The organism is Mycolicibacterium neworleansense, from assembly GCF_001245615.1.
Lineage (GTDB): Bacteria > Actinomycetota > Actinomycetes > Mycobacteriales > Mycobacteriaceae > Mycobacterium > Mycobacterium neworleansense.
Genome location: NZ_CWKH01000001.1, coordinates 1,427,273 through 1,447,209 on the forward strand (window position 1 = coordinate 1,427,273; position 19,937 = coordinate 1,447,209).

The following is a 19,937-nucleotide window of genomic DNA, read 5'->3' on the forward strand; positions in this document are numbered from 1 at the left end:
GTTGATAAAAATCCGTCGCCCACTGCGCCCGGCCCGGCCCGCCGTAGGGTGGTCCCAGACTGCCGAATGGAGCCCCAGATGTCCGCGAAAGACCACCCGAACAACGCCCCCGGCGTTCCGATGCTCGTGCCGCCCGCGCTCGAGCGGTTCCAGATCAAGTACATCAACCCGGCCCTGAGGCCGTTCTCCAAACGCCTCCCCGGATTCACCGTGATCAAGCACCGGGGCCGTACCTCCGGTACGCCGTACGAGACCATCGTCACCAGCTACCGCAAGGGCAATACGCTGGCGGTTCTGCTGGCCCACGGAAAGACCAACTGGGTGAAGAACGTCCTGGCCGCCGGTGAGGCCGACGTGCACCTGTTCCGCGGGGACATCAAGATCACCAATCCCCGGGTGCTGCCCGCCGGCACTGACGACCCGACGCTCCCCCGGATCGCCCGGATGGGCGCCCGCCGGACCGGCGTCTTCGTCGCAGATATCGTTTGACACGTTCGCCAGACTGCATACATGACCTGGCAGATCTGGCTCGCGTTTCTCGGTGCGTCGATCGCCATCAGCGTCTCGCCCGGAGCCGGAGCCATCCAATCGATGGCCACCGGCCTGACCCATGGGGTACGCCGTGGGTTCTGGAGCGTGCTCGGACTCCAGATCGGACTGCTCGCCCAACTGGTGTTGGTCGCCGTCGGGCTGGGTGCCGTAGTCGCCAAATCGATGCTGGCCTTCCACATCGTGAAATGGATCGGCGTCGCGTACCTGGTGTATCTGGCGGTCCAGCAGTGGCGTAGTGCCTCGCAGGACCTACGTGATCGGATGAGCGGCGGCGCGAGCGAGCGGAGCCGGCTGGCCCTGGTGGTCCGCGGGTTCCTGGTGAACACCACCAATCCGAAGGGCCTGGTGTTCCTGGTCGCGGTGCTGCCGCAGTTCGTGGTCCCGACGGCGCCGCTGCTGCCTCAGTACCTGGCGATCGGGGCGACGATGGTCGCGGTCGACATCGTCGTGATGACCCTCTACACCGGACTGGCCGCCCGGATGCTCAACTGGCTGCAGACACCTCGGCAGCAGACCATCCTCGGCCGGGTGTTCTCCGGGCTGTTCGCCACCGCCGCCGTGGTGCTCTCGCTGGTGCGCCGCGGCGCGACTGCCTAGCCGCCCGACCTGTTCTCCAGCGCGGCTTTGATGATCGGCGCGGCCTGCTCCATGGCCGCCCGCAGCGGACCGGCGGCATCATGTGGCAGGACGTCGCGGACCCACAGGAAGCGGCTGCGGTTCGGGCCTGCGGCCAGCACCTGCATCACGGCGTTGTCGTGCTCGGGCCGCGCGGTGTCCCCGATCAGCGAATAGGCGATTCGACGGGCTGGATCGTCGTGGCTGACCAGGCGCTCGCGCGCGATGAAGCCATCCGCGAACGTCACCACCCGAACATCACCGTCGGCCTCGCTGGACACCACGAAACCCGGCGCCATGCGCACCGGGCCCTGTGCCCAGTCGCCGATCACCTGCCACACGCGGGCAGTGTCGGCCGCAATGTCTAATTCGATCCGGATCGATGCCATGCCACCAGTCTGGTCGCCGGCAGTCTCGGTGTCTTGAACATTCTTGCGACCCGGCGGCGGTCGGGCTGTTTCCCCTCGCGACCGCGCTCGGGGTCTCGCCCTACCGGCTGAGCCGCAGTTTGCGCCAGCACACCGGGCGAACTCCGGCCGCGGTACGGAGCGAATTGCGCCGCGGGGCAACGATTTAGGTGTCGAGACCGATGTCGAGCACCTGCACCGAATGGGTGAGCGCCCCGATCGCGAGGTAGTCGACGCCGGTGCCTGCGTAATCGGCGGCGCTGTCCAGCGTCAGGCCACCGGAGGATTCCAGCAGCGTCTTGGGAGAGCGGGTGTCGCGGCGCTGCACCGCGATCTGGGTCTGCCAGACCGGAAAGTTGTCCAGCAGCACCAATTCCACGTCGGCCGAGAGCACCTCGTCGAGTTGTTCGAGCGAATCGACCTCGACCTCGCACGGCAGGTCCGGCGCCTCGGCCCGGACCGCCTTGAGCGCTGCCAGCACCGACCCGGCCGCAGCGACGTGGTTGTCCTTGATCAGGGCCGCGTCGCCAAGACCCATCCGGTGATTGACACCGCCTCCGACGCGCACCGCGTACTTCTGCAGGGCGCGCAGGCCCGGCAGTGTCTTTCGGGTGTCGCGGATCTTCGCGTTGGTTCCGGCCACCGCGTCGACCCAGGCGGCCGTCGCGGTGGCGATGCCCGAGAGGTGACACATCAGGTTGAGCAGCGTGCGTTCGGCGGTCAGCAGTCCACGGGTCGGCGCCTCGACGGTGAGGATCGCCGAGCGGGCGTCCAGCCGGGCACCGTCCTCGACGCGATTGATCACGCGGTAGCTGTCGGCGCCGAGCACCTCGTCGAGCACCATCAGCGCGATGTCGACACCCGCGGCCACACCCGGCTCGCGGTTGACCACCGAGGCGGTGGTCATCGCATCGGCACCGACGGTCGCGATGGTGGTGACGTCCGGGCCGTAACGCAGGTCCTCTTCCAGCGCCCGTGTGATGGTGGCGCGTGCCTCGGCCAGCTCGATATCCGAAAGTGCCATCAGCACACCACCGGTGCGGTGTCGAGGGCGGGACGGCCGGCTTCGGCACGAATCGTCACGGAATGCTCCTGAGCAGGGTCGGTTTCGGGGTGGTCACCACGATGGTGGCAGCCCCGGCTTTCAGTGCGGGCCAGGGCCGCGACGGCAATCGCGCGAGCGGTAATGGTGAGGGCCGCGTCTTCGAAGCTCTCACGGCTGGCGGGCTGCACAGCTCGCGCATGGGCCAGAACAGCTTCGAGGCGACGCAGTCCATCGGCATCGCGGACCACCGAGGCGTATTCGGACATGTTGCGCTGCAAGATTTCTCGGCTCACCGTATCTTGACGGCGGTCCTGCGGTACCTGTGCGCGCACCGAACCTGCCGCGCCGGCGTGCTCGGCAGCAGCCTGGCCGGCACGCCTACCGACAACCAGCCCTTCGAGCAGGCTGTTCGAGGCCAGTCGGTTGGCGCCGTGCATCCCCGTCCGGGCCACCTCGCCCGCGGCGAAGAGACCAGGTAGTTCGGTGCCGCCGTGCACGTCGGTGAGCACGCCGCCGCAGCTGTAATGGGCGCCGGGCACCACCGGAATGGGCTGACGGGTGGGGTCGACACCGGCCTCCGCACACGCGGCCGCCACCGTGGGAAACCGATCGGCGAACTGCGCCACGCCACGCGCGTCGAGGTATACGCACGGATCACCGGTGGCGCTCAGCCGGGAATTGATGGCCGCAGCCACCACATCACGCGGGGCCAGGTCCCCCATGGGATGGACCCCTTCGGTCACCGAGTTACCCTGCGCGTCAATGAGAACGGCGCCCTCACCACGCAGCGCCTCGGTGATGAGCGGACGCCGTCCACCACCGCCCGCGGCGTACAACATGGTCGGGTGGAACTGGACGAACTCGATGTCCCGGACCGGGACACCGGCCCACAACGCCAGGGCGATGCCGTCGCCAGTCGAGCCACTGGGGTTCGTGGTGGCGGCATAGACGTGACCGAGCCCGCCGGTGGCCAGGATGACCGAGGGCGCGTGGATGATGCCCAAACCGTCCTCGTTACGGACCAGCACCCCCGTCACGGCGGCGTCGTCGCGCAGGACCTCTAGCGCCACGTGGTCGCGGCGGATGTCGAGGGTGGCCGCCGCGGAGTCGAGCGCGCGCTGGACCTCGGCACCGGTCGCATCACCGCCGGCGTGAATGATGCGGCGCCGGGTATGCCCGCCCTCGCGGGTCAGTGCCCAGCGCCCAGGAGCTGCCTCGTCGAACCGTGCGCCGTCGGCGACCAGATCGGCCACCGCGTCATAGCCGCCCGCGACAATGGAGCGCACCGCATCGGGGTCACACAGTCCGCCGCCGGCGGCGATGGTGTCGTTGACATGCGCCTCGACCGAGTCGTCCGTGTCGGGCAGGACCACGGCGATGCCGCCCTGGGCGTAGAAGGTCGCGGTTTCGCGGGCCTTGCTCAGCACCACCACCCGGCGGCCGCGGCGGTGTGCGGCCAGTGCCGCCACCAGGCCCGCGACGCCGGTGCCGACGACGACGACGTCAGCTCGCTGCTGCCACAGTGTCGAACTGCCGCAGGCGAAGCGGCTCGATCCCCGGGCGCTGCCCGTCGGGGTCATTCGCCGCCGCCGGGCTGACCAATCGCGATCATCCGCTGCACGCTGGCACGGCCCAGGCGGGCGGTTTCGGGGTCGACGTGCACCTCGTCGGCGCCTTCGATCAGGCACCGCAGCAGCGCGGCCGGAGTGATCATCTTCATGTAGGTGCACGACGCGCGATCGTTGACCGCCAGGAAGTCGACGTCGGGCGCGGCCCGGCGCAACTGGTGCAGCATGCCGACCTCGGTCGCGACGAGAACCTGCCGCGCCCGGGTCTCGCGGGCCGCGTCGAGCATGCCGCCGGTGGACAGGATCTTCACCCGCTCCTCAGGCACCGCGCCCTCACCGGCCAGGTAAAGCGCCGACGTGGCGCAGCCGCATTCCGGGTGTACGAAGAGTTCGGCGTCGGGGTGCGACCGGGCCTGGTCGGCCAGCTCGTCACCGTTGATCCCGGCGTGCACGTGGCATTCGCCGGCCCAGACGTGCAGGTTCTTGCGACCGGTGACGCGCCGGACGTGCGCTCCCAGGAACTGGTCCGGGCAGAACAGCACCTCGCGGTCCTCGGGGATCGAGGCCACCACCTCGACCGCGTTCGAGGAGGTGCAGCAGATGTCGGTCAGCGCCTTCACCGCGGCGGTGGTGTTCACGTAGGAGACGACGACCGCACCGGGGTGCTCGTCCTTCCACGCCTGCAGTTCGTCGGCGGTGATCGAGTCGGCCAATGAGCAACCGGCCCGCTGATCCGGGATCAGCACCGTCTTGTCCGGGCTGAGGATCTTGGCCGTCTCGGCCATGAAGTGCACCCCGCAGAACACGATGGTGTCCTCGGGGGCCTCGGCGGCGATGCGCGAGAGCGCCAGTGAATCGCCGACATGGTCAGCGACATCCTGAATGGCCGGCAGCTGGTAGTTGTGCGCCAGCAGCGTCGCACCGCGCAGGTCGACCAGACGACGGATCTCGGCGGCCCACTGCTCGTCGCCGTCAACGCCGGAATAGCCACCGGGCCCATCGACGATCTGATCTGCCAAGCCCCCCGTGAGGGTGCCATTGAGAGCGGTCACGCCGACCTCCTCCACTACGTCAGGTTTTCGACTTATAATCGAAAACATGCCACATGGTAACACCGCGCACGAAGTACTCGCCGTTGTGTTCCAGGTTCGCGGCCTCGACACCCGCCAGCCCGCCCTCAACGTGCTGCTCTGGCAGCGCGCGCTGGATCCCGAGCGGGGCAAGTGGTCCTTACCGGGCGGCCGGCTGGATGACGACGAGGATCTGACCAGCTCAGTGCGGCGACAGCTGGCCGAGAAGGTCGATCTGCGCGAGCTGGCCCATTTGGAGCAACTGGCGGTGTTCTCCGACCCCCATCGGGTCCCGGGCATGCGCACCATCGCGTCCACATTCCTGGGCCTGGTCCCCTCCCCCTCCACCCCAACCCTGCCGCCGGACACCCGCTGGCATCCGGTCAGCGACCTGCCCCCGATGGCCTTCGACCACGCCCCGATGGTCGAACACGCGCGCACCCGGCTGGCAGCCAAGCTTTCGTACACCAACATCGGATTCGCTCTGGCGCCAAAGGAATTCGCGCTCTCGACACTGCGCGACATCTACAGCGCCGCGCTCGACTACCAAGTCGACGCCACAAACCTGCAGCGCGTGCTGGAACGTCGCAAGGTCATCACCCGCACCGGAACCACCGCCCGATCCGGCCGCAGCGGCGGGCGCCCCGCCGCGCTGTACCGCTTCACCGACTCCCGGTACCGCGTGACCGACGAATTCGCCGCGCTGCGCCCTCCTGGGTGAGTCGACTGGATTCTTAGACCCTTCTTAAGTAAGAATGCCCGGATGGACTTGGGCAGTACGGCCAGCGTCTCGGCAGCCGAATGGATCGGTCGAGCACCTCACGAGCATCTCGACCCGGCCGCTCGACCCGTACTCCCCCACAAGGACGCGTTCTACGTCCCGCCTGCTGGATTCCAGCACGCCGAACCGGGCACCGTCCTACGCAGCCGCGATGTCGAGCTGGCCTTTCTGGGCCTCATCCCGCAGCGCCTGCACGCCACCCAACTGCTGTACCGCTCGACTGACCGCAACGGCGTCCCCGAAGCCGCCGCCACCACCGTCATCGTCCCTGCCGACGCCGCGCCGGACTGTCCGGTCGTGTCCTACCAGTGCGCGATCGACGCCATCTCGGGCCGGTGCTTCCCCTCCTACGCGCTGCGCCACCACGCCAAGGCCACCGGATCCCTGGCCCAACTGGAATTTCTGCTGATCTCGGCCGCGCTGGCCGAGGGCTGGGCGGTCTCGGTCCCCGACCACGAGGGCGTCGGCGGCATGTGGGGTGCGCCCTATGAGCCCGGCTACCGCGTCCTCGACGGCCTGCGTGCCGCGCTCAACGCCGAGCACCTGCCACTGTCACCCGACGCGCGCATCGGCCTGTGGGGATACTCCGGCGGCGGCCTGGCCAGTGCCTGGGCCGCCGAGATGGCCGACAGCTACGCGCCCGAACTCAACATCGTCGGCGCCGTACTCGGCTCCCCCGTCGGCGATCTCGGAAACACCTTCCGCCGGCTCAACGGCACCGTGTTCTCGGGGCTTCCCGCCCTGGTGGTGGCCGCCCTCTCCGACATCTACCCCAACCTGAACCGGGTCATCGCCGAGCACGCCACCGTTGAGGGACGCAAGCTCCTCGACCGCCTGCACCGGATGACCACCGTCGAAGCCATCGTGCGGATGTTCCGCACCGACATGGCCGATCTCGTCGACATGCCGCTGGAACAGATCCTCGACGGCCCCGAGGTCAGTGAGGTGTTCCACGACACCAAACTCGGTGTGGCCGCACCAGTTCCGCCCGTGCTGATCGTCCAGGCCGTGCACGACGAGATCATCTCGGTCGATGACATCGACGAACTTGCCGACACCTATCTTGCCGGCGGCGCCGACGTGACCTATCACCGCGACATGTTCAGCGAGCATCTGCTGTTGCACCCGTTCTCGGCGCCGATGGCGTTGCGCTGGCTGACCGACCGATTCGCCGGTCGTCCGCTGACCGCCAACATCGTGCGGTCCAAGTGGCCGACGCTGCTCAACCCCATCACGTACATGGGCATGGCGCGACTGGCCGGAATCGCCACCAAAGTCGCCCTGGGCCGGACGGTCCACCGCCGCCCACTCTGACCAGCCACGCGCTGGCACAATGGGGGTAGATGCGATATTTCCGTCAACTCCCGACGGTGGCCCTGCGCGACAGCGTCGACCACCTGTGGTGCATTGCGGACGGACCCACATACCCCACCGAGCGCATCCTGCCCACCGGCACCACCGAGCTCGTCATCAACCTGGGCCCTGACGTCGTCGCCATAACGAACCATCATGGCTCACAACGCTTTTCAGGAGCCGTCATCTGCGGCCCTTATTCCCTGCCCTTCGACATCGACGCACGCGAGCACACCGCGATGCTGGGCGTGCATTTCAAACCGGGAGGGGTGGGCACTGCCCTCGCACTATCACCGCGCGAACTCGTCGGCTCCCACGTCGGCCTGGACACGTTGTGGAACGGCGCGGCCGCCGACCTCCGGGGCGAGATCTGCGAGGCGGAATCGGTCAGGGCACGCTTTGCCATCGTCGAACGCGCACTGCTGACCCGATCACCCGCCGGCCGCGAACTGAGCCGCGAAGTCGCCTTCGCCGTGCAGGCGCTCAGCCTGGACCACCGTCAACCTTCGATCGAATCACTGGCGCGCGAAGTCGGTTTCAGCCATCGCAGACTGATCCAGCTGTTCACCACCCAAGTCGGAATGCCACCCAAACGGTTCGCCCGCCTGCAACGGTTCCGGCACGCACACGACGCCGTCTCGTCGACACCGACACCGCCGCACTGGCCGACCTTCGCCATCGAGCACGGCTACTCCGACCAGTCCCACATGATCCGGGAGTTCCAGGAATTCTCCGGGATGACCCCCGTCCAGCAACTACGCCGAACCGTGTACGTCGCGAAAGACGACCACATCGCACTCGAACCGTAGGTCAATTTTGTTCAATACTTCCACCGCGGAACTCGGCACACTGCGGTCATGTCTGGACACATCACCTACCGAACCGGCGCGCTCCGCTACCAGGTCACCGACGTCGACCGCGCGGTCGCTTTCTATACGGAGCACCTGGGGTTCCACGTCGCCTTACAGGGCGGACCGGCATTCGCGTCCGTGGCCAACGGCAATCTCACCCTTTTCCTGAGCGGACCGGGCAGCTCAGGGGCGCGTCAGCTGCCCGACGGCAGCACGCAGGCACCCGGGGGGTTCAATCGACTCGTGCTGGAGGTCGACGATCTCGACGCGGCGATCACCGAACTGCGCGAAGCCGACGTCGCGTTCCGCAACACCGTGGAGACGGGGCCCGGCGGGCGGCAGATCCAGATCAATGATCCCGACGGCAACCCCATCGAGATCTTCGAACCGGCAGCCGTCAAACCCCCGGCGAACTGATCCGTCACGACCAAAACTGCTGCGATCAGGAGGCCCGCCGCGCCCCTACGATCGCTATAGCCGCAGTCGTCGCGACGGAAGGATGGGCGTGTATCCGCCTGCAGACCAAGCTGACTCAGGTCCGCAGTACCCGCCCTGGTACTCGCCCTATCCGCAGTACCAGCAGCACCACAGCCATCCCGCCTACCCGCACCATCCGCAATCGGGCTATCCGTCCGGGGCGCCCATCCCGCCAACGCCGTGGCAGGCTGGTCCACCACCGCCCCGACCGGCACCACCGAATTATTTGGGCGTCGGCCTGGCCCTCGGCATGGGGATCTTGACCATCGCCCTCGTCATGGGCTACTTGCTTTTCGCGGCCTCCAAGGGAGGTGACTACTTCGCCAACGGCGCCCGCCGCAACCCGCATCTGAAACCACGGCAGTAGGGCAGGGTTCGGATCAAGCCCCTGGCGTACTGACCGCCGGCGGGATCACCGGATAGGTCGGCGTCTGCACCGGCGGCCAGGCGCCCAAATCATCGCGCGCCGTGGACACCGCGATCAGCGCGTAGGCCATCGCCGCCATGGCCGCGGGAAACAAGATCGTTCCGGCGATCTGCAGCGACGTGTGCCCGAAGAAGACCGATGCCGCTTGCACCACATAGTGCACGCGGTGTTCCGGGGTCACGGGAGCGGCCGCAATATCGAGCGAACCGAACCGCCAATAGGCAAGCGCGGTACCGACACCCGCACCCACCGCCGTGGCCAACGCGCACCCGGCCGCCAGCGCGGCGGCCAGCACCGGCCCGCGATGCGGGGTCCACTGCCAAACCGCCACCGCGGCGACGACACCCAGGACGACGAGCAGGCCCACGAACATGAACGCCGAGGTGAAAAAGTGGTCGGATTCGCCGCCCAGATAGGCGTGCACCCGTTCACCGCTACGGGTCAACGCCACCACGCCGTGTACCCCCGGAGCCAGGAAAGCCCACAGCGCGCCGAGCACGGCACCGGCTACGGCCAGGGCGGCAATGACGATCAGCACTGCCCGGCCACGCGAAACCCGCGGCGCCCCAGGGATATCGGCGTATGCCAGGCCGGCGGGCGCGCTCTGCTCTTCGCCCGAGAGGCTCATCTGTGCCCTCTGCTCTTCGCCCGAGAGGCTCATCTGTGCCCTCTGCTCTTCGCCCGAGAGGCTCATCGCCGCGTATCCAGGTCCGTGGAATCCACCTGCCCATGCCGCGAGCACTTCGCCCACCACCCGGTCGGGCGCACCTGGACGATCATCCGGCGGCCGCACTCGGCGCAGAACCGGGGCGGCTCCAGGCCGAGCTGTGCCGCGGTCGGCAGCACGCTGCCCTCCGCCGCGTCAGCCTGGACCCCGGTGTAGACGTTGTACAGCCCGGCGCCGACGGGCGCGGGCAGAGCCGGCGTTTCTGCCATCTCGGAGATCACCACACCCCTGTTCTACAGGCTGGCGTTGAGGGCCTTGATCGGCATCTGCAGATCATCGAGCAATTCGAGATCCGACTCGGCCGGGCGGCCCAGCGTGGTCAGGTAATTGCCGACGATGACGGCATTGATACCGCCCAGGATGCCCTGCTTGGCACCGAGGTCACCCAGGGTGATCTCGCGGCCACCGGCGAACCGCAGCATGGTGCGCGGCAGCGCCAGCCGGAACGCCGCCACTGCCTTGAGCGCCTCGGCCGCCGGCAGCACCTCGAGATCGCCGAACGGCGTGCCCGGGCGCGGGTTGAGGAAGTTCAGCGGCACCTCGTGCGGGTTCAGCTCGGCCAGGTTGGCGGCGAACTCGGCGCGCTGCTCCAGGGTCTCCCCCATACCGAGGATGCCACCGCAGCAGACCTCCATGCCGGCCTCGCGCACCATCTCCAACGTGCCCCAGCGCTCCTCCCACGAGTGGGTGGTGACGACATTGGGGAAGAACGACTGGGCCGTCTCCAGGTTGTGGTTGTAGCGGTGCACGCCCATGTCCTTGAGGCGGTCCACCTGCTCCTGGGTCAGCATGCCCAGCGAGCAGGCGATCTGAATGTCGACCTCGTTGCGGATCGCCTCGATGCCCGCGGCCACCTGGGCCAGCAGCCGCTCATCTGGGCCGCGCACCGCGGCCACGATGCAGAACTCGGTGGCGCCGGTCTTGGCGGTCTGCTTGGCGGCCTCGACCAGGCTCGGGATGTCCAGCCAGGCGCTGCGCACCGGAGACGCGAACAGACCCGACTGCGAGCAGAAGTGGCAGTCCTCCGGGCAGCCGCCCGTCTTGAGGCTGATGATGCCCTCGACCTCGACCTCGGGGCCGCACCACTTCATCCGGACCTCGTGGGCCAGGGCCAGCAGCTCCTCGAGCTTGTCGTCGGGCAGCTGCAGCACCTGCAGTGTCTGATCCTGGTCGAGGCCGACGCCACGCTCCAGCACCTGCTCGCGAGCTACGCCCAGTACATCTACGGCTGCCTGCGTCACGAAACGTCCTCCTGTGGATCATGTGGCCGGTCGAGCCGACACTTGAACACCGTTCAGGCTAGGGTAACGGTGTGCAACTCCACAAACCCGACGTGGTGGATGCGGCGACGGCCATCCTGGACAACTACGGCATCGCCGACCTGACGATGCGGCGCCTGGCCCGTGAGCTCAATGTCAGCCCGGGGGCGCTGTACTGGCACTTCGCCAACAAACAGGAACTGCTCGGCGCCGTCGCCGACCGCATCCTGCAACCCGTCCGCGTCGAGGGCACCGCAACAGCCTGGCCGGGCCGGATCCACCAGACCTGCGCGGCGTTGCGTGATGCACTGCTGTCGCACACCGACGGTGCCGAGCTCGTCTCGTCCAGTTTTGCCGCCGGCCAGTCCCAGATCGTCGGCGAGATCGTGGCGCAGCTCGCCGATGCGGCCCAGCGGGCCGGCGTCATGTCGCCTGATGACGAGTTGGCCGCCCGCACGGTGCTCTACTACGTGCTGGGCTTCACGGCAGACGAACAATCCCGGCTGCAGTGGGACGCGGCGGGTGCTCTGACCGACGAGCAGTCGGTGCTCAATCGCGACACGTCACGTCAGTTCGCCTTCGGCCTGCAACTGCTCGTCGACGGGTTGGCAGTCCGCGGCGCCAGCACGCTCAGCGCCGGCCGCGACATCGGGCAGGGATGATCGCCGCCCGATCAGCCGATCGGGTGTTCGGTGCGCTTGTCGCCGTCCCAATGTCGTAGGCCCGTCACCCGTCCGACGATCTCGGCCGGACGTCCGGCGATGCGCATCGCGGTGGCGAGCCGCCCCGGAGCGACTCGCCGGGCCAGGGTCACGTGCGGCGTCCACTGCCCCGGTTCGGCGTGCGGCATCGGGGCCGGATCCATGAACGGCAGACACAGCCGGTGGGCATCGGCCTGCACCGTGAGCAGCTCGGCAGTCGGAACCAGCAGCCGCGCCAGCACCCCGGCCGAACGGCCGAAGATCAGCGTCGCCCCGATCCGGCACGGCAACGGGAATCGGTCGACGAGCACACCCAGTTCCTCCTCGGCCCGGGCATCGATGCGCTGGGCCACCGTCAGCGTGGCATGCGGCCGGCTGGCCGGTGCCTGGCTGGGAATATCCGCGTCGCGCAGCGCATCCCAGATTCCGCGGACGGCGGCTTCAGTGTCCGGGTCGAAAACCAGCTCGACGGAATGCACCATGTCAGATCAGGCCGGTCAGCCAGTCTCGGTCGAAGGCGTTGGCACACAGTGCCTCGAACTCCTCGGCAGTCCCGCCGCCGGCACCGGCCGGCAGTACCGCGCGGACGGGCGCCAGCCGCGCCAGCGCCTCCCGGTTGCCCAACTCCGCCACGCCGGGGTTCTCCGGCCACGCGCCAATCACCAGGCCGGCGCACGGAATCCCTTGCCCGGAAAGCGATTCCAAGGTCAAAGCGGTGTGGTTGAGTGTTCCCAAGCCCGGGGACACCACGACCAGAACGGCCGCCGACAGATCGGCGGCCAGGTCACGCACCGTGACGCCGTCAGCGCCCAGTTCGACGAGGAGACCACCGGCTCCTTCGACCACGGTCAGCCCGCCGGGAATCTCGGCACCGCGCACCGCCTCCACCAACTCGGTACGGGTCGGCAACGCACACCCGGCCCGGTGCGCAGCGGCCACCGGGGCCAGCGGCTCCGGATACCGCCATCCGCCGTGCAGGTTGTCCGCCCCGGACAACCGGTTCACCTCACCGAGGTCGTTGTCTCCGTCGATGGTTCCGGTCTGCACCGGCTTGCACACCGCGACGTCGAGACCGGCGAGGCGGGCCGCACACGCCAGCGCGGCGGTCGTCACCGTCTTGCCGACACCGGTGTCGGTGCCGGTGACGACCAACGTGCTCACAACCGGGCCTTCGACAGCACCTCGGTCAACACCTGCCGGGCCAGGCCCATCTCGTCGGCGGTCAACGAGGCCCGCGCGGTCAAGCGCAGTCGTGAGGTGCCTTCAGGGACCGTCGGCGGACGGAAGCAGCCCACGCGGACGCCACGGTCCAGGCAGGCCGCGGCTGCCGCCACCGCCACCTCCGGATCGCCGAGGATCACCGAGACGACCGCGGATTCGGGTACAGCGGCGTCCCCGGAGATCCGGGCCAGTTCAGCGGCATGGTGCAACACGGCTTGGGCTCGCTGCGGTTCGGCGATCAACACCCGCAGCGCGGCCCACGCCGCGCCGACGGCCGCCGGGGCCAGCCCCGTGTCGAAGATGAACGGGCGGGCCGCATCGATCAGGTGGGCGCGGATCGGCTCCGGGCCGAGCACGACCCCGCCCTGGCTGCCGAGGGCCTTGGACAGCGTCGTCGTCATCACGACGTCCGGCGCCCCGGCCAGCCCGACCTCGTAGAGCAGGCCCTGCCCGCCCGGGCCGCGCACACCGAGCCCGTGTGCCTCGTCGACGAGCATCAGCGCGCCGTGCCGGCGACACACCGCGTGCAGCTCACGCAGCGGCGCCAGTGCCCCGTCGGTGCTGAACACGGATTCGGTCAGCACCACCGCGCGCTCCTCGGTGCGCGCCGACAACGCGGCATCGACCGCGTCCACGTCACGGTGCGGGGTGACGTGGACCCGGGCACGCGACAACCGGCAGGCATCGACCAGGGACGCGTGGGTGAGTGCGTCGGAAACCAGCAGCGAGCCCGGTCCCGACAGTGCGACGACGGCGCCGAGGTTGGCGGTGTAGCCCGAGGAGAAGACCAACGCCGACTCGGCCCCGACGAACGTCGCCAGGGCGGTCTCGAACCCCTCGTGCAGTTCGGTGTTACCGGTGACCAGCCGGGATCCCCCGGCGCCGGCACCCCAGGTCCGCAGCGCTTCGATGCCGCCGTCGAGCACCTGCGGGTGCTGCGACAACCCGAGGTAATCGTTGGAGGCCAGGTCCAGCTCGGTGGCCACGGCGGGCCGGGTGCGCAGCTCGCGACGCAGTCCGGCCTGCCGGCGCTGCTGCTCGACGTCGGCGAGCCAGGCCAGCGGTGAAAGCTCCGTGCGCGTCACGTGGTGCTCCTCAATGCCGATCCTCGGCCTTGAACACGTCGGCGGTGCCGACCCTTGAACACCGTTCAGGTTAGTGCACGCGCCACGCCGACCATGCCCGCGGTGATCTGTTCGACCTCCGCGCGCGTGCAGATGAAGGGCGGCATCGCATAGATCAGCTTGCCGAACGGGCGCAGCCAGACGCCGTGACTCAACGCAGCCAGGGTGGCCACGCGCATGTCCACCGGCTCGCTCATCTCGATCACGCCGATCGCACCGAGCACCCGGACATCGGCTACTCCGGGCAGCGAGCGGGCCGGCTCAAGACCTTCCCGCAATCCCTCTTCGATCGCGGCCACCCGGGCCGGCCAATCACCACTGATCAGCAATTCCACCGCGGCAACGCCGACCGCGCAGGCCAGCGCGTTGGCCATGAACGTCGGTCCGTGCATGAGGGCGCCGGGCTCCCCCTCGCTGATCGTCCGCGCGACCTCGCGCGTGCACAGTGTGGCCGCCAGCGTGATGTAACCGCCGGTGAGCGCCTTGCCCACACACATGATGTCGGGGCTGATCCCGGCATGTTCGGCGGCGAACAGCTTGCCGGTGCGGCCGAATCCGGTGGCGATCTCATCGAAGATCAGCAACACATCGTGGCGGTCGCAGATCGCGCGCAGGTCAGACAGGTAGCGCGCATCGTGAAAGCGCATGCCCCCGGCGCCCTGCACCATGGGTTCAACGATCACCGCGGCGAGCTCGTGGGCATGCTCGGCCAGCTGCCGTTCGAACGCCTCGCTATAGGCCGGTTGATAGTCGGCCGGCACGGGCGGTGCGAAAATTTGGGGCACCAGAACGTCGGTCCACAGCGAATGCATGCCGCCGTCGGGATCGCACACGCTCATCGGGGTGAACGTGTCGCCGTGATAGCCGCCGCGCCATGTCATCAGGCGGTGCTTGGCGCCCTTGCCGAGGCTGCGCCAATATTGCAGCGCCATCTTCACCGCCACCTCGACGGACACCGACCCGGAATCGCTGAAGAAGACGGTCTCCAAGCCCTCGGGGGTGAGTTCGACCAGCAGTTGGGCCAGCCGTGCGGCCGGTTCATGCGTCAGACCGCCGAACATGACGTGATTCATGGTGGCGAGCTGGTCATTGATCGCACGGTCCAGCACCGGGTGCCCGTGACCGTGCACGGCCGTCCACCACGACGCCATCGCATCGATCACCTCGATCGTTGCGCCGTCGGTAGGGTCGATCACAGACAGCCACGCGCCTTTGGCACCGACCGCCACTACCGGCGGAAGCGCCGCGGAGCCCATGGCGCTGTAGGGGTGCCAGATGTGGGCCGCGTCGATGGCATTGATCTGCGCTGGGGTCAGCTCAGCCACAGTCGGGCAGCCTAGCCCTTTGCTCACAGACTGTGACGCACGCATCCGAAATGTGAGCGGCAGACCGATGTTAGGTAAATTGGCCTCGACCATGGAAACCCTTGACGCCCCCCGGACGGAGCCCGGCACCGAATCCGGTTCCGTTCCACGCGCAGTCATGGGTACCCGTGCATCGGGTTTCTACCGCCATGATCTGGATGGACTGCGCGGCGTCGCCATCGCCCTCGTGGCGATGTTCCACATCTGGTTCGGTCGGGTTTCCGGTGGTGTCGACGTATTCCTGGCGCTGTCCGGATTCTTCTTCGGCGGCAAGATCCTGCGGATCGCACTGAACCCAGAGGCGCCGCTGTGGCCGCTTCCCGAAGTGGTCCGACTGATTCGACGCCTGCTTCCCGCGCTCGTCGTCGTGCTTGCCGCGGCCGCGGTGCTGACCATCCTCGTGCAGCCGGAAACCCGCTGGGAAACATTTGCTGACCAAAGCCTGGCAAGCCTGGGTTATTACCAGAACTGGGAGCTGGCCAACACCGCCGCGGACTACCTTCGCGCCGGTGAGGCGGTCAGCCCGCTGCAGCACATCTGGTCGATGTCGGTGCAGGGACAGTTCTATCTGGCGTTTCTGCTGCTGGTCTTCGGGTTCGCTTTTCTCGGCCGCCGGCTGTTCGGCCGCCACCTGCGTACCGCGTTCATCGTTTTACTGAGCGCACTGACCATCGCGTCCTTCGTGTACGCGATCATCGCCCACAACAACGACCAGGCCACGGCCTACTACAACAGCTTCGCTCGTGGCTGGGAGCTGCTGATCGGCGCACTTGCCGGCGCACTGGTCCCGGCGGTGCGGTGGCCGATGTGGCTGCGCACCATCCTGGCGACCGTCTCGCTGGCCGCGATCCTGTCGTGCGGCTGGTGGATCGACGGCGTCAAGGAATTTCCCGGGCCGTGGACATTGGTTCCGGTCGGCGCCACGATCATCTTCATCCTGACCGCCGCCAACCAAGCCGACGATCCGACCGCGGGCCAGCGGCTGCCCGCACCCAACCGGATGCTGGCGACGAAGCCTTTCGTATCACTGGGCTCGATGGCCTACTCGCTGTATCTGTGGCACTGGCCCCTGCTGATCTTCTGGCTGTCCTACTCGGGCCACTCACACGCGAACTTCCTCGAGGGCACGATCGTGCTGCTCGTTTCAGGCGTTCTGGCGTGGCTCACCACCCGCTACATCGAAGAGCCCCTGCGCTCGCAGAAGGCCAAGGCCACCACCACCGCGGCTCCGGTTCCGCTGCGGGTGCGCCTGCGGCGGCCGACCATCGTTCTCGGTTCCATCGTCGGTCTTCTCGGTATCGCACTGACGGCCACCTCGTTCACCTGGCGTGAGCATGTCACCGTGCAGCGGGCCAACGGCAAGGAACTGTCCGGACTGTCGGCCCGCGACTATCCGGGTGCACGCGCACTGCTCGACCACGCGCGCGTCCCCAAACTGCCGATGCGCCCCACCGTGCTCGAGGCCAAGGACGATCTGCCCGCATCCACGACCGACGGCTGCATCAGCGATTTCGGCAACACCGACATCATCAACTGCACGTACGGCGACAAGAACGCGACGCGCACCATCGCAGTCGCCGGCGGATCGCACGCCGAGCACTGGATCACCGCACTGGACCTGCTGGGCCGCCGGCACAACTTCAAAGTGGTCACCTACCTCAAGATGGGTTGCCCCCTGACCACCGAGGAAACGCCGCTCGTGATGGGCGACAACCGCCCGTATCCGAAATGTCATGAGTGGAACGAAAAGGTGATGTCGCAGCTCATCACCGACCGTCCCGACTTCGTCTTCACCACCTCGACTCGGCCCTGGAACATCAAGCCGGGAGACGTGATGCCCGGCACCTACATCGGAATCTGGGAAACCTTCTCCAAGAACAACATTCCGGTCCTGGCTATGCGCGACACCCCATGGCTGACCCGCAACGGCGAGCCCTACTTCCCATACGATTGCCTGGCCAACGGCGGCGATTCCATCTCCTGCGGCATCGAGCGGTCCAAGGTACTCTCCGACCACAACCCCACGCTGGATTTCGTCGGGAGGTTTCCTCTGCTCAAGCCACTCGACATGAGCGATGCGGTGTGCCGTAAGGACTATTGCCGCGTGGTGGAGGGAAATGTGTTGCTGTACCACGATTCTCATCACATCTCCACGACGTACATGCGGACCATGACAGGTGAACTGGGCCGTCAGATGGCGGCGGCCACCGGTTGGTGGTGAAACCATGCCGCCGTCGTCCGCAGTGCCTCCGTCTTCCGCCCCTACGCCGATGTCGACTGTCTGGCCCGGCGAGCCGTATCCCCTTGGCGCGACCTATGACGGTGCGGGGACCAACTTCTCGTTGTTCTCCGAAGTAGCCGAGCGTGTCGAACTGTGCCTGATCGCCAAGGACGGCACCGAGCAACGGATCAATCTCGAAGAGGTCGACGGGTACGTCTGGCACGCCTATCTGCCGACGGTGACACCCGGCCAGCGCTACGGGTATCGGGTGCACGGCCCGTGGGATCCCGGCAGCGGGCACCGGTGCGACCCCAGCAAGCTGCTGTTGGACCCGTACGGCAAGTCGTTCCACGGCGACTTCGACTTCAGCCAGGCCCTTTTCTCCTACGATCTGACGGCCGACCCGCCCGGCACCGGAACGCCGCCACAGGTCGACTCCCTGGGCCACACCATGACGAGCGTGGTCATCAACCCGTTCTTCCAGTGGGGTTCGGACCGCGCACCCAAGACGCCGTATCACGACACGGTGATCTACGAGGCACATGTCAAGGGAATGACCCAGACCCACCCGGGTATCCCGGAGGAACTTCGGGGCACCTACGCGGGCCTGAGCCATCCGGTGGTGATCGAGTACCTCCAGTCGCTGAACGTCACCGCGATCGAGCTGATGCCGGTACACCAGTTCATGCACGATCACCGGCTTCTGGACCTCGGGCTGCGAAACTACTGGGGCTACAACACGGTCGGCTTCTTCGCTCCGCACTTCCAGTACGCGGCCACCCGGCACGCCGGCGGCGCCGTCGCCGAGTTCAAGACCATGGTCAAGGCGTTCCACGACGCCGGCATCGAGGTCATCCTGGATGTGGTCTACAACCACACCGCAGAAGGCAACCACCTCGGCCCGACCATCAACTTCCGCGGCATCGACAACGCCGCCTACTACCGGCTGCTCGACGGACAACCCGAGTACTACAAGGACTTCACCGGGACCGGAAACAGCCTGAACGCCCGGCATCCCCACACGCTGCAACTGATCATGGACTCGCTGCGCTACTGGGTGCTGGAGATGCACGTCGACGGCTTCCGGTTCGACCTGGCCTCCACGCTGGCCCGCGAATTCTATGACGTGGACCGGCTTTCAGCCTTCTTCGATCTGGTCCAGCAGGACCCGGTGGTCAGCCAGGTGAAGCTGATCGCCGAACCGTGGGACATCGGCGAGGGCGGCTACCAGGTCGGCAACTTCCCAGGTTTGTGGACCGAATGGAACGGGAAGTATCGCGATACTGTGCGCGATTACTGGCGGGGCGAGCCCGCAACCCTCGGCGAGTTCGCCTCCCGGCTGACCGGCTCCTCGGATCTGTACGAAGCCACCGGCCGACGTCCCGGTGCCAGCATCAACTTTGTGACCTGCCACGACGGATTCACCCTCAACGATCTGGTGTCCTACAACGAGAAGCACAACGAGGCCAACGGTGAGGACAACCGAGACGGCGAGAGTCACAACCGTTCGTGGAACTGCGGGGTCGAGGGACCGACCGACGACCCGGAGATCCTGGCCCTGCGCGCAAAACAGATGCGGAACATCATGGGAACGCTGATGCTCTCCCAGGGCACCCCGATGATCGCTCACGGCGACGAGATCGGGCGGACCCAATTGGGCAACAACAATGTGTACTGCCAGGATTCCGAACTGTCGTGGATGGACTGGTCCCTGCTCGAATCCAACGCCGACCACCTCGAATTCACCCGGAAGGTGCTGGCTTTCCGTAAGCGCCACCCGGCGTTTCGGCGCCGCCGGTTCTTCGAGGGCAAGCCGATCCGCAGCGGGGATCAGGTCCGCGACATCGCCTGGCTCACCCCCGGGGGTACCGAGATGACCCCGGAGGACTGGGGCACCGGGCTGGGCACCTGCGTCGCGGTGTTCCTCAACGGCGAGTCCATCCCGGCACCCAACGCCCGCGGTGAGCGCGTCGTCGACGACACCTTCCTGTTGTGCTTCAACGCCAATGACCATGAGCAGGATTTCGTCACCCCGAACGGCGATTACGCCGCCGAATGGACCGGGGACCTCGACACCGCCAGTCCGACGGGCGATTCGGATCTGGTCGTCGCCGCGGGCGAGAAGATCTCGCTGCAAGCCCGCTCACTGCTCGTCCTGCGCAAGACGGCCTGAC

At 67.5% G+C, this 19,937-nt stretch carries 21 protein-coding genes; 10 read left to right on the forward strand and 11 right to left on the reverse strand.

Annotated elements, in window-relative coordinates; all coding sequences use genetic code 11:
- Positions 1 to 78 precede the first annotated feature (78 nt).
- Entirely contained in the window at positions 79 to 489 is a 411-nt protein-coding gene (locus BN2156_RS06690) for a nitroreductase family deazaflavin-dependent oxidoreductase (RefSeq protein WP_090515577.1), read from the forward strand.
- Positions 490 to 510: 21 nt separating this feature from the next.
- Positions 511 to 1,149 (forward strand): homoserine/homoserine lactone efflux protein, encoded by a 639-nt coding sequence (rhtB, locus tag BN2156_RS06695; protein ID WP_090511626.1) that lies wholly within the window; start codon positions 511 to 513, stop codon positions 1,147 to 1,149.
- Here rhtB and BN2156_RS06700 read toward each other — a convergent pair.
- The 4 genes from BN2156_RS06700 to nadA form a co-directional block, all read right to left on the reverse strand.
- Positions 1,146 to 1,556, reverse strand: coding sequence for an SRPBCC family protein (locus tag BN2156_RS06700; protein WP_090511629.1), 411 nt, complete (start codon positions 1,554 to 1,556; stop codon positions 1,146 to 1,148). The two genes, rhtB and BN2156_RS06700, sit on opposite strands and share 4 nt — an antisense overlap.
- 184 nt (positions 1,557 to 1,740) lie before the next feature.
- A complete protein-coding gene (gene nadC / locus BN2156_RS06705; protein ID WP_090515580.1) occupies positions 1,741 to 2,598 on the reverse strand; it encodes a carboxylating nicotinate-nucleotide diphosphorylase in 858 nt (285 codons plus the stop codon).
- Positions 2,598 to 4,199 (reverse strand): L-aspartate oxidase, encoded by a 1,602-nt coding sequence (locus BN2156_RS06710; protein ID WP_090511631.1) that lies wholly within the window; start codon positions 4,197 to 4,199, stop codon positions 2,598 to 2,600. The genes nadC and BN2156_RS06710 overlap by 1 nt, the downstream gene beginning before the upstream one ends.
- The gene (nadA, locus tag BN2156_RS06715) at positions 4,196 to 5,239 is read right to left on the reverse strand and encodes a quinolinate synthase NadA (protein ID WP_090515582.1); all 1,044 of its coding nucleotides are present in this window, start codon (positions 5,237 to 5,239) and stop codon (positions 4,196 to 4,198) included. The genes BN2156_RS06710 and nadA overlap by 4 nt, the downstream gene beginning before the upstream one ends.
- Before the next feature lie 46 nt (positions 5,240 to 5,285).
- Here nadA and BN2156_RS06720 point away from each other — a divergent pair, with 46 nt between their 5' ends.
- The 5 genes from BN2156_RS06720 (at position 5,286) to BN2156_RS30530 (ending at position 9,086) form a co-directional block, all read left to right on the forward strand.
- Positions 5,286 to 5,978, forward strand: a complete 693-nt coding sequence (locus BN2156_RS06720) for an NUDIX hydrolase (protein WP_090511634.1) — start codon at positions 5,286 to 5,288, stop codon at positions 5,976 to 5,978.
- A 42-nt stretch (positions 5,979 to 6,020) separates the two neighbouring features.
- Positions 6,021 to 7,352, forward strand: a complete 1,332-nt coding sequence (locus BN2156_RS06725; protein ID WP_090511636.1) for a lipase family protein — start codon at positions 6,021 to 6,023, stop codon at positions 7,350 to 7,352.
- Positions 7,353 to 7,381: 29 nt separating this feature from the next.
- Complete coding sequence (locus tag BN2156_RS06730) at positions 7,382 to 8,200, forward strand: helix-turn-helix domain-containing protein (protein WP_090511638.1); 819 nt, start codon at positions 7,382 to 7,384, stop codon at positions 8,198 to 8,200.
- Positions 8,201 to 8,248: 48 nt separating this feature from the next.
- Positions 8,249 to 8,659, forward strand: coding sequence for a VOC family protein (locus tag BN2156_RS06735; RefSeq protein WP_090511641.1), 411 nt, complete (start codon positions 8,249 to 8,251; stop codon positions 8,657 to 8,659).
- Between the two features lie 88 nt (positions 8,660 to 8,747).
- Positions 8,748 to 9,086 (forward strand): hypothetical protein, encoded by a 339-nt coding sequence (locus tag BN2156_RS30530; RefSeq protein ID WP_131725139.1) that lies wholly within the window; start codon positions 8,748 to 8,750, stop codon positions 9,084 to 9,086.
- Between the two features lie 13 nt (positions 9,087 to 9,099).
- Here BN2156_RS30530 and BN2156_RS06740 read toward each other — a convergent pair whose 3' ends face one another.
- The 3 genes from BN2156_RS06740 to bioB all read right to left on the reverse strand — a co-directional run bounded on the left by BN2156_RS06740 (position 9,100) and on the right by bioB (position 11,114).
- On the reverse strand, positions 9,100 to 9,774 hold the full coding sequence (locus BN2156_RS06740) for a DUF2567 domain-containing protein (RefSeq protein ID WP_162490828.1): 675 nt from the start codon (positions 9,772 to 9,774) through the stop codon (positions 9,100 to 9,102).
- 62 nt (positions 9,775 to 9,836) lie between these two features.
- A complete protein-coding gene (gene bsaP / locus BN2156_RS06745) occupies positions 9,837 to 10,082 on the reverse strand; it encodes a biotin synthase auxiliary protein BsaP (RefSeq protein WP_162490748.1) in 246 nt (81 codons plus the stop codon).
- A 24-nt stretch (positions 10,083 to 10,106) separates the two neighbouring features.
- On the reverse strand, positions 10,107 to 11,114 hold the full coding sequence (gene bioB / locus BN2156_RS06750; RefSeq protein ID WP_090511647.1) for a biotin synthase BioB: 1,008 nt from the start codon (positions 11,112 to 11,114) through the stop codon (positions 10,107 to 10,109).
- Between the two features lie 71 nt (positions 11,115 to 11,185).
- Between bioB and BN2156_RS06755 the strand changes: the two genes are divergently transcribed.
- Positions 11,186 to 11,794, forward strand: coding sequence for a TetR family transcriptional regulator (locus BN2156_RS06755; RefSeq protein ID WP_090511649.1), 609 nt, complete (start codon positions 11,186 to 11,188; stop codon positions 11,792 to 11,794).
- 11 nt (positions 11,795 to 11,805) lie between these two features.
- Here the strand turns inward: BN2156_RS06755 and BN2156_RS06760 are convergent, their stop codons facing one another.
- From BN2156_RS06760 to BN2156_RS06775, 4 genes are all read right to left on the reverse strand, one after another.
- The gene (locus BN2156_RS06760; RefSeq protein ID WP_090511651.1) at positions 11,806 to 12,315 is read right to left on the reverse strand and encodes a 2'-5' RNA ligase family protein; all 510 of its coding nucleotides are present in this window, start codon (positions 12,313 to 12,315) and stop codon (positions 11,806 to 11,808) included.
- A 1-nt stretch (position 12,316) separates the two neighbouring features.
- Positions 12,317 to 12,994, reverse strand: a complete 678-nt coding sequence (gene bioD, locus BN2156_RS06765) for a dethiobiotin synthase (RefSeq protein ID WP_090511656.1) — start codon at positions 12,992 to 12,994, stop codon at positions 12,317 to 12,319.
- The gene (locus BN2156_RS06770; RefSeq protein WP_090511658.1) at positions 12,991 to 14,139 is read right to left on the reverse strand and encodes an 8-amino-7-oxononanoate synthase; all 1,149 of its coding nucleotides are present in this window, start codon (positions 14,137 to 14,139) and stop codon (positions 12,991 to 12,993) included. Before BN2156_RS06770 ends, bioD begins: the two co-directional genes overlap by 4 nt.
- 65 nt (positions 14,140 to 14,204) lie before the next feature.
- A complete protein-coding gene (locus BN2156_RS06775; protein ID WP_090511661.1) occupies positions 14,205 to 15,503 on the reverse strand; it encodes an adenosylmethionine--8-amino-7-oxononanoate transaminase in 1,299 nt (432 codons plus the stop codon).
- 91 nt (positions 15,504 to 15,594) lie between these two features.
- Between BN2156_RS06775 and BN2156_RS06780 the strand changes: the two genes are divergently transcribed.
- The gene (locus BN2156_RS06780) at positions 15,595 to 17,763 is read left to right on the forward strand and encodes an acetyltransferase SucT (RefSeq protein ID WP_090511664.1); all 2,169 of its coding nucleotides are present in this window, start codon (positions 15,595 to 15,597) and stop codon (positions 17,761 to 17,763) included.
- Between the two features lie 49 nt (positions 17,764 to 17,812).
- The gene (gene glgX / locus BN2156_RS06785) at positions 17,813 to 19,936 is read left to right on the forward strand and encodes a glycogen debranching protein GlgX (RefSeq protein WP_235625229.1); all 2,124 of its coding nucleotides are present in this window, start codon (positions 17,813 to 17,815) and stop codon (positions 19,934 to 19,936) included.
- The last annotated feature ends 1 nt before the right edge of the window (position 19,937 follow it).

Excerpts from the sequence above, each read along its gene's own strand:
- BN2156_RS06690 (WP_090515577.1), top strand. The coding sequence starts at position 79 with ATGTCCGCGAAAGACCACCCGAACAACGCCCCCGGCGTTCCGATGCTC.
- rhtB (WP_090511626.1), top strand. The coding sequence starts at position 511 with ATGACCTGGCAGATCTGGCTCGCGTTTCTCGGTGCGTCGATCGCCATC.
- BN2156_RS06700 (WP_090511629.1), bottom strand. The coding sequence starts at position 1,556 with ATGGCATCGATCCGGATCGAATTAGACATTGCGGCCGACACTGCCCGC.
- nadC (WP_090515580.1), bottom strand. The coding sequence starts at position 2,598 with ATGGCACTTTCGGATATCGAGCTGGCCGAGGCACGCGCCACCATCACA.
- BN2156_RS06710 (WP_090511631.1), bottom strand. The coding sequence starts at position 4,199 with ATGACCCCGACGGGCAGCGCCCGGGGATCGAGCCGCTTCGCCTGCGGC.
- BN2156_RS06720 (WP_090511634.1), top strand. The coding sequence starts at position 5,286 with ATGCCACATGGTAACACCGCGCACGAAGTACTCGCCGTTGTGTTCCAG.
- BN2156_RS06725 (WP_090511636.1), top strand. The coding sequence starts at position 6,021 with ATGGACTTGGGCAGTACGGCCAGCGTCTCGGCAGCCGAATGGATCGGT.
- BN2156_RS06730 (WP_090511638.1), top strand. The coding sequence starts at position 7,382 with ATGCGATATTTCCGTCAACTCCCGACGGTGGCCCTGCGCGACAGCGTC.
- BN2156_RS06735 (WP_090511641.1), top strand. The coding sequence starts at position 8,249 with ATGTCTGGACACATCACCTACCGAACCGGCGCGCTCCGCTACCAGGTC.
- BN2156_RS06740 (WP_162490828.1), bottom strand. The coding sequence starts at position 9,774 with ATGAGCCTCTCGGGCGAAGAGCAGAGCGCGCCCGCCGGCCTGGCATAC.
- bsaP (WP_162490748.1), bottom strand. The coding sequence starts at position 10,082 with ATGGCAGAAACGCCGGCTCTGCCCGCGCCCGTCGGCGCCGGGCTGTAC.
- BN2156_RS06760 (WP_090511651.1), bottom strand. The coding sequence starts at position 12,315 with ATGGTGCATTCCGTCGAGCTGGTTTTCGACCCGGACACTGAAGCCGCC.
- BN2156_RS06780 (WP_090511664.1), top strand. The coding sequence starts at position 15,595 with ATGGAAACCCTTGACGCCCCCCGGACGGAGCCCGGCACCGAATCCGGT.
- glgX (WP_235625229.1), top strand. The coding sequence starts at position 17,813 with ATGTCGACTGTCTGGCCCGGCGAGCCGTATCCCCTTGGCGCGACCTAT.